This window comes from Mesorhizobium sp. M7A.F.Ca.CA.002.09.1.1 (assembly GCF_003998555.1).
GTDB classification, from domain to species: Bacteria; Pseudomonadota; Alphaproteobacteria; order Rhizobiales; family Rhizobiaceae; genus Mesorhizobium; species Mesorhizobium ciceri.
On record NZ_RZRR01000169.1, the window covers coordinates 1 to 7899 of the forward strand.

Sequence of the window (7899 nt, forward strand, 5' to 3'; positions counted from 1 at the left end):
GCACTGATACGACCGAAATGCGCAATTTTCCGGCGATCACCTTCGAATACAAGGTCGGCGGCAAGAAATTTCAAAGCTCGCGCTACAGCGTGAAGGAGAATTTGGGGAATTTCGAAGTCACCGAAACCCTTGCCCAGTTTCCCCGCGGCGCGGAGGTGACTGTCTTCTACAATCCGGCCGATCCGAGCAAAGCCGTGATCGAGCGCACCATGCCCGAAGGCGCCTTCAAGTTCATGATCCAGCTCTCGGCCGGGCTGGTGGTCGGCGCGCTTGTGCTGGTGTTTTCCGTCGGCGGCGTCCTGGAGGCGATCAGGCCGCATTTGCCCAAGCCGCAAAACCTCGGCGCGGGAGCGCTGCTGCTGTTCATGGGCCTGTTTGCCTTGCGCATGGGCTTCGTCCAGAGATCGCTGGCCGAGCAGGCGGCAAAATGGCCGGTCACTGCCGGCCGCATCGATAACTCGGGCCTGCAGGCGCTCCGAAACCATTCTGGCCATGGTCGCTGGCGCACCGTCTTCAAATCCCGCATCGTCTACTCCTATGACGTCGCCGGCCAGCGCTACAGCGCCGATCGTGTGACCTTCGGCGGAACCGTGACGGCTTCGTTGCCCGGCCTCGTCGGCGGCCAGGCACGGCAGTATGTCGAAGGCAGCAAGGTCGACGTCCACTATGACCCCGCCAACCCCGGCTCGGCGGTGCTGGAATGCCGGGTACGGGGGCTCTGGCTGTTATGGATCTGCTCGGCAGGCTTTCTCGGTGGCGCCGCCTTTCTGGTCGGCCTGGTCTGAGGCGCCGGACGCCTTCAACAGCGGACGAGCGGTCCGCTGTCGAAGCCAGGCCAGGTGAACCGCAGCGTGGCCCCATGCCTGACGATATGGATGACACGCGCGAACGGCTCCTCGATCGACGGGTCGGAACCGTAGCATTGGCTGGCATGCACCACCCAACCGGTCGAGCTTTTGCGAAATGTCGCCTGCTCGCAGCCGAGATCGGGGAACGACAGCGACGCCTGGTCCACTGTGAACACAGTCTCGCGTTGGATGTCGGGAGCCGCGTGGCAGTTCAGCCTGTCGCTAGACCATGTCCCAACATAAGGCGGCGCCGCCAGCGCGGAGCCACCGGCGAATGCGGATATTGCCGTCGTCATCACCAAACGCCGCATCACCACTCCTTCGATCAGTGCGCTCGACCATACAGGCTGGTGGGATTTTGCGTGGACAAGTTTTGTCCAGGAGCGGACAAACGCCGCCGTTCCGGATTTTGCTATGCTTTTGCGCGGATGATGCGACTGTGCGGGCCGACTCAACGCTTTCCCAGAGACATTGGATGATCACCCGCATACTGGCCTTTTTCCTCCTGGGCCTGCTCGGCCCGATGCAGGCGGCCTTGGCAAAAGAATGCCTCCTGAGTCACGCCACCTATCAGGAGCCGCGCTCGGGTGCCGTCGTGCAATTCCGGCCGCTCGCCAACGAGCCGGCGGCGCTGACGGCCGAAGTGTTTTCGCTGGCCGTGCCCAAAGCCGGCACGAGCCTGCCCGCCGACATCACCTGGACCAACGGCAAGAATTCCTTCCCGCTCGGCACCATTCGCCACGCCTGCACCGACGACGACCGGGAAGGCGGCCTGCAGGACGGTAGCGGATTGTGCAGGCTATGGGAGGGCCAGGTCTATGCCTTGACCGGCGGCGGCGCCGAGCAGTTGAATTCGCGCGAAGCGACACCGGCGCCGAGAGGGCTGCTCTTGCCCGGTTTCGGCGTGGCTTTCACCGAAGGAGCCGATTTCGCCAATGCCAATCCAGGCGGTTCGGCCTGGGACGCCTTCATTTTAACAGGATGCAGCGATGAATAGCGTGCGATCGACCATCTGGGCCAGTGCCCTGCTTGCATCCGCGACGATACCAGCCATGGCGGACGAGCCGGCGCCGTCGCGCCCGCCCATCGACAAATGCGCCTGGGAAAAATTGTCTGACAAAACTGTCGGGCTGGCCGCCTGGACGCAGCGCTGCGATTTCGGCTTCCGCCAGATCCATTTCGAATTCGCCGGCAAAGCGCTCGCCATCAAATACAGCGACGGCGGCGCGGCTGACCCTCTTGTCGAGGTCTTTGACATCAAGCCTGGCGAAACCGCCGAGGCTGCGTTGCAGCGCCTGTTCCTGGAAAAGACCGACAAGGCCGTCAGCGCCCGCTGTGTGCTGGCGCCTTACACCGAGGGCACGGTACCCGCCGGCGTCAAACGCTACACATTCAGCCCCGACGCCGCCTATGCGAAAGAGCTGAAAGCACTTGCCAGCTCCGACGAGATTCCCGAACCGCCCTGCGGCGACTGGGGTGAAATGCCTGACGGCATGCAGTATTTCGAGGTGCCCGCGGGTGAGGGGTACAGCCTGCTTTTTGTGCGCATCGGCCAGGACGAGCCATTGTTTGACGAGCAGACGCTACGCGTCTTGCCGAGGGGGTGAGAAGCGCTTTCTCGCCAGGTCAGGCGGATTCGGTCACCGCACCGATCCGCCGGTAGACGAATGCTTCTTCTCTCGAAGGAACTGTGGCAATGCGCTTGGCTTCGTCGATCAGCATTGCCATGCGAGCATGGATCGGCGATTTCGCGCAAGCCGGGTCCGTTGCAGCGGCATCGCCGGCGATCGCCATCGCCTGGCAGCGGCAGCCGCCCCAGTCGATCTCGCGCCGCTCACAGCCGCGGCATGGCTCCTGCATCCAGTCCGTACCGCGAAAGGCATTGAACGCCGGGGAATCGGCCCAGATCGAGGACAGCCTGCGTGGTTCGAAACGCTCGAAGCTGAGCGACGGGATCGTCTGTGCGGCATGGCAGGGCAGTACGGTGCCGTCAGGCGTCACCATGAAGGCGTCCCGCGCCCAGCCGCCCATGCACGGCTTGGGATAGATCGCGAAATAGTCCGGCGTCACAAAATCGATGTTGATGATGCCGGCCAACCGCTCCTGTGCCTCCGCGACGATCTCCGCCTGCCTATCGACCGCTTCACGCTCCGGCATCAGTTGATCGCGATTGGTTAACGCCCAGCCGGCATATTGCACATTGGCGATCTCGAGCCTCTCCGCGCCCAACGAAAGGGCGAGATCGATGAATTCCGGCACCTCCTCGATGTTATGGCGATGGATCGGCGCGTTGATGGTTAGAGGCAGACCGGCCGCGCGCGCGCGGCGTGCCGTCTCCAGCTTCTTTTCGTGGGCACCCTTGTGGTTGCCGATGCGATCCGTGGTCGCCGGCCGCGCGCCCTGAAAGCTCAGTTGCAGATGGTCTAGACCGGCTTCGGCAAATGCCTCGACACGGCCCTCGACGATGCCAACGCCCGCGGTAATCAGATTGGTGTAGACGCCGCGCCCCGCAAGCCCGGCGATCAATTGCTCGAGGTCGCGGCGCAGTGTCGGCTCGCCACCGGACAGATGCACCTGGAGCACTCCGAGATCGGCGGCCTCCGAGAACAGGGCGAGCCAGGTCTCTGTGTCGAGTTCGCGATTGGCCTTGAGCAGTTCGAGCGGATTGGAGCAATAAGGGCATTGCAGCGGGCAGCGATGCGTCAGTTCCGCCAGCATGCCGATTGGAGGGAGGAGGGGCGTGCTCATAGCCTCACCAGCAGCTTGTCCGACCATTCCTGCAGGAAGGCGATGACGTCGGTCGCCACGGCCTCCTGTTCGGCCTCATAATCGGCGGCAAGGCCGGCAATGATGTCGCCGACCGTGGACCGTCCATCGCAGCGTCGCAATATGTCGAGACTGACATCGTTCGGCCAGAATATCTTTTCCGGTGAAAGCACGGCGAATGCCTGCCGCAAGGGATCGTATTGTATGCGCACGTGCTTCGGCAGCGAAGGTACCGATCGCAACGACACCACAGCTCTTTCGCGCAGCGCCGTCATAGGGCTGCCTCGGGCTGGAAGGCGCCGGGCGGTATGTTTCCCCGCTCGCCATAGGCGTGTTGAAGCGCGTCAAGCATGGCCCAGAGTATATCGCATTTGAACACCAGTGCATCGATTGCCTGCTGCTGGCGCTCCGCCGTATCGGCGTGGCTGAGCACGTAGGCAAGGGCGAAGTCGGCGTCACGCGAGGCCTGTTCGGGCCGTTGCTTGAAATAGGCAAGCGTATCCTCGGTGATGTAGTCGTATTTGGCCAGCATTGCCGGCACCCGCTCGCCGATGATGAGTGGCGAAAACATCTCGGTCAGCGAGGACGCGACCGCCTCGAACAGCGTCCGGTTTGTGCAAAAGGAAAGGTAAGCGCCCACCGCGAAGCGTGTCGCCGGCAGTGCCAGCCTTTCGCTCTTCACGGCCTCGGCGTCCAGGCCGAGTGAAGTTGCCAGATACAGCCAGCGCGCGATGCCGCCGCTCCAGCCGTCCTCGCCGTCATGATCCTCGATCCGCTTGCGCCACGCGGCACGAAACGCTGGATCCTCGGCATGTACGAGTATCATGGCATCCTTGCGTGGGATGACCGCCTGATAGCAATAGCGGTTCAGCGCCCAAGCCTTCATCTCGGCCTTCGACAACGCGCCGCTGGTCATCCTGTGGTGAAAGGGATGACGATTGTGATAGCGCTCGGCGCCAACCTGCCTCAATACGGCTTCGAGAGCGCTCGTGGAGAGTCCGCCTTTGGCTGCATCGCGGAAGTCGCTCAAAATTCCATCTCCATACCGTCGTTTGCGATTTCCCAGCCTGCCGCCTTGACCGCCGCGTGCTCGGCGGAATTCTCGTCTAGGATGGGGTTGGTGTTGTTGATGTGGACGAAGACGCGACGGCCGACCTTCACATCGGCCAAGCCCGCAATCGAACCCAATTCTCCCGAGATCGCCAGATGCCCCATGCGCGAGCCGGTTTTCTGACCGACGCCGGCGACGATCATCTCGTCGTCGGTGTAGACCGTGCCGTCGAACAAAAGACAGGCGGCATCGGTGAGACGCGCGCGCAGCCGCGCATCGATGCGCGCGCAGCCTGGGATATAGAAGACGGAGCCGCGGCTGCCGATGCCGGCAATTCGGACTCCGATCGTGTCACCTGCGTCGGAGCTGAAATTGGCATCCGGATGGTCTCTATCCTCCAGATAGAGTGCTATCTTCCCGGGCACGGCAAAGGGCTCGATCATTACGCCGGTATCGCGGCCTTCTGCGTCGCAGATGGCCAACTCTTTCGCCGGCGGCAGGATGCGCCGCGGCACAAGCGCTGGATCGAGAACGTTGAAAATCGAATTCGCCTCCAGCGTCGCCAGAACCTGCGCCGTTGCATAGATGGCGAAAGGCTGCCGCTCGCGCAGGCTGAGCAGTCCGGCGATATGATCGACGTCGGCATTGGTCAGCACCACAGCGCGAATAGGTGTCGAGCGCAGCGGCGCATCGCCCGCAGGCTGTAATTCAGGTGTTGCAGCGATTTGCTGGCGAATGTCGGGCGAGGCATTGAAAAGAACCCAGCCCAACCCGTCCGCCGAGGCGGCGACACTTGACTGGGTTCGTGGATGCACGCTTGCCATGCCGTTGCGAGCCGCACGACTGAGACGGTAGTTGCAGTTCCATTGCGGAAAGCCGCCGCCCGCCGCCGATCCGATTATCCTCAAATGCATGAAAATGCCCGCGCGCCGGCTTCTCTGACCTGCAGGCAATTTGCAGTCACAAACGACAGTCCGCGCGCTTTGCGTGCGTCAAAATCTTTCACGGAAATCCCATGCGGCGAGGGGATGCGCGCCCCTGTCGCCAGGGACGCGCACCTCTGCGGCCTACTTCTTGGGAGTAATTTCAGCAGGCAGATACCGTGAAATTTCGAAGCCAGCGGCAACCTGACACATGGTCGGTTTTTTCCAGTTCTTCTTCATGACATTTCTCCTCTTATACCAGCCCGAAGGGACCGATCCTGTCGTTAGCCAACCATTGCAGGGCACCGACGCAATGGCTCGTCCATCAAGTTTCAAAATGGACAAATGAAACAATAGGTTTTGAAAAATTGAAAACAAACTATCGAGAATAATTGCAGTCCTTATTTCAATTGTTCGTTGCGTAGGGTTTTTTCTCCTCCAGTGGAAGGTTTGCATCTTCCCATCCATCGGCGCCGAGCGGATACCAGATCACTGAACTGTAGCCCCACTGGACGGCCCGTTTCGCCGCATTCCACGACATCCAGCAATTCGTCATGCAGTAGAACAGAACCGTGCGCGACTTGTCCGTCCCGGCCTTGGCCGCGAGGCCTTGGCGAAAATAGCTGGCGGTCTCCTGCGAAATAGCGCCGTATCCCACATTGGCCAGCCATATGCTGCCTGGAATGTCCTTTCTGACCTTGTCTCTCCATATCGTCCCTGCCGGCAAATTGGCCGGTTTGGGCGTGTCCGGCATCACGTCGAAGAAGATCGCCTTTTTCGCTCGCCACAGCGCTTCCGCTTCCACCGTCGTCACCACCCTCGCGCCTTGCAGCGTCCGCGGCACCGGCGCCCGATAGTCGTCCATCCGGAAACCGCTGGGTTCGGCGATGTCGCCAGCCCATGTCGGCTCGGCCAGACCCAGAAGGCTCGCGGCGACCAGCACGAAAATAGTCTCCCTTCCATTCATTGGGTAATCAGGTTGTCGTGTTCGTCGATCAGCGGCACGTTGTAGCTCAGCAGGATCCTGGTGATCTCCGCCTGGTTTTCCCTGATCACCCGGTTGAGCGTCCGCTTCCATTCCTGGTCCGACGGACGTACGCCCATGGTGATGCGGTAAGACATGCGCGAGCCGGTTTTTTCCTTCACCAGTGGAACGATCGTCACATCAGCTCCGAGTTCCTTGGCGTAGTAACCTGCCATCGGTCCCCACAGCACCGCCGCATCGATCTTGTGTGCCAGCATGTCCTTGATCATGACCTCCCCCATTGATGGGGTGACGCGCGTATCCACCGCAAGCGGATAGATCTTGGCGGTCCGCAGAAGCTTGTTGGCGGCCATGTTGGCGGTTGGCGGCGTGCTTTCAACGACGCCGATCGTTTTGCCTGTGAGTCTGGGATCCTCGATCGTTTCCACGCCTTCCATATCGTGGCTTTTCGGATGCACCAGCACATAGGCGGAGCGATAGTAGGCGTTGGTGTTCTGCACCAGCTCATCGCCTTGGGCATAGCCCATGATGATGTCGCATCGGTTGGCCCCCAACGTATTGCGCACGAAGCCGGTGATCGTGGGAAACCAGGTGTAGGAGACGGACTTGCGCCCGGTTTTCGCGGCAACCAGTTCGGCCAGCTTGTTTTCGAAGCCTTCGCCGCTCTTGTCGGTGAAGGGCATATTCGAGGGATCGGCGCAGACGCGCAGAATGTCAGGGTCGACCAGTTCTCCCGCCGCGCCAAGGCCGGCGCTTTGCGCATGCGCGTTCGACGGCAGCAAGGCGAGTGTGCCGAGGATCGGCAGAACGACGCGCAGCTTCAATGCATCGCGGCCGATCATGTCATCCACCCATGCAGGATGCTTCGGCATCCTTCGCCGCCTGGGCCTTGTCTTCGTGCTTGGGCGGCCTTCCGCGGGGCGCCGCGCCATCCGCGCGCGCGCGCAGATAGACGTAGAGATCGTCCAGGTAGCAATAGACGTTCTTGTTGTCGCCAAAGGCAGGCATGACGTTTTCCTTGCCGCCGCCGACATTCTTGCGGCCTTCGGCGACGATCGAGAGGAATGTGGCGTAATCCATGGTTTTCAAGCTGTTGACCAAAGCCGGCGCATAGCTCGAACCTGTCGCGTCCTGTCCGTGGCAGACATGGCAATCGGAATGATACCGGCGGTAGCCGCTGAACGTGTACCAATCGACGGTTCCGTTTTCGATCTTGTAGGTCGGATTTCCATCCGCATCCAAATACTCGCCGCCTTCTTCCTTTTCCGCCTTGGCTTTTTCCATGCTGTCGTCGGCCCGGGCGAGGCTCCAGCTTGCCAGAGGCAG

Annotated in this window: 11 protein-coding genes; 3 read left to right on the plus strand and 8 right to left on the minus strand. The window is 61.4% G+C overall.

The window, feature by feature from the left end:
- Nucleotides 1-785, plus strand: a 785-nt coding sequence (locus EN994_RS10195) for a DUF3592 domain-containing protein (RefSeq protein WP_164745858.1), incomplete at its 5' end; no start/stop codon positions are given.
- 14 nt (nucleotides 786-799) lie between these two features.
- Here EN994_RS10195 and EN994_RS10200 read toward each other — a convergent pair.
- Nucleotides 800-1159, minus strand: a complete 360-nt coding sequence (locus tag EN994_RS10200; RefSeq protein WP_013532081.1) for a hypothetical protein — start codon at nucleotides 1157-1159, stop codon at nucleotides 800-802.
- A 164-nt stretch (nucleotides 1160-1323) separates the two neighbouring features.
- Between EN994_RS10200 and EN994_RS10205 the strand changes: the two genes are divergently transcribed.
- Nucleotides 1324-1845 (plus strand): hypothetical protein, encoded by a 522-nt coding sequence (locus EN994_RS10205; RefSeq protein ID WP_013532080.1) that lies wholly within the window; start codon nucleotides 1324-1326, stop codon nucleotides 1843-1845.
- A gap of 112 nt (nucleotides 1846-1957) precedes the next feature.
- Nucleotides 1958-2455 carry a hypothetical protein gene (locus EN994_RS10210; protein WP_245465364.1) on the plus strand — a complete coding sequence of 166 codons (498 nt, stop codon included), beginning with the start codon at nucleotides 1958-1960 and terminating at the stop codon, nucleotides 2453-2455.
- Nucleotides 2456-2474: 19 nt separating this feature from the next.
- Here EN994_RS10210 and pqqE read toward each other — a convergent pair whose 3' ends face one another.
- From pqqE to EN994_RS10250, 7 genes are all read right to left on the minus strand, one after another.
- Nucleotides 2475-3596, minus strand: coding sequence for a pyrroloquinoline quinone biosynthesis protein PqqE (gene pqqE, locus EN994_RS10215; RefSeq protein ID WP_063167842.1), 1122 nt, complete (start codon nucleotides 3594-3596; stop codon nucleotides 2475-2477).
- Nucleotides 3593-3889, minus strand: coding sequence for a pyrroloquinoline quinone biosynthesis peptide chaperone PqqD (gene pqqD, locus EN994_RS10220; RefSeq protein ID WP_024504366.1), 297 nt, complete (start codon nucleotides 3887-3889; stop codon nucleotides 3593-3595). The genes pqqE and pqqD overlap by 4 nt, the downstream gene beginning before the upstream one ends.
- Complete coding sequence (gene pqqC, locus EN994_RS10225) at nucleotides 3886-4644, minus strand: pyrroloquinoline-quinone synthase PqqC (protein WP_063167843.1); 759 nt, start codon at nucleotides 4642-4644, stop codon at nucleotides 3886-3888. Before pqqC ends, pqqD begins: the two co-directional genes overlap by 4 nt.
- Nucleotides 4641-5579: a pyrroloquinoline quinone biosynthesis protein PqqB gene (gene pqqB, locus EN994_RS10230; protein WP_063167844.1), complete on the minus strand. Its 939-nt coding sequence runs from the start codon at nucleotides 5577-5579 to the stop codon at nucleotides 4641-4643. The genes pqqC and pqqB overlap by 4 nt, the downstream gene beginning before the upstream one ends.
- A 415-nt stretch (nucleotides 5580-5994) precedes the next feature.
- Entirely contained in the window at nucleotides 5995-6555 is a 561-nt protein-coding gene (locus EN994_RS10240) for a PQQ-dependent catabolism-associated CXXCW motif protein (RefSeq protein WP_027162625.1), read from the minus strand.
- The gene (locus tag EN994_RS10245; RefSeq protein ID WP_013532072.1) at nucleotides 6552-7445 is read right to left on the minus strand and encodes a quinoprotein dehydrogenase-associated putative ABC transporter substrate-binding protein; all 894 of its coding nucleotides are present in this window, start codon (nucleotides 7443-7445) and stop codon (nucleotides 6552-6554) included. Before EN994_RS10245 ends, EN994_RS10240 begins: the two co-directional genes overlap by 4 nt.
- Nucleotides 7417-7899 (minus strand): c-type cytochrome, methanol metabolism-related, encoded by a 483-nt coding sequence (locus EN994_RS10250; RefSeq protein WP_127307516.1) that lies wholly within the window; start codon nucleotides 7897-7899, stop codon nucleotides 7417-7419. Before EN994_RS10250 ends, EN994_RS10245 begins: the two co-directional genes overlap by 29 nt.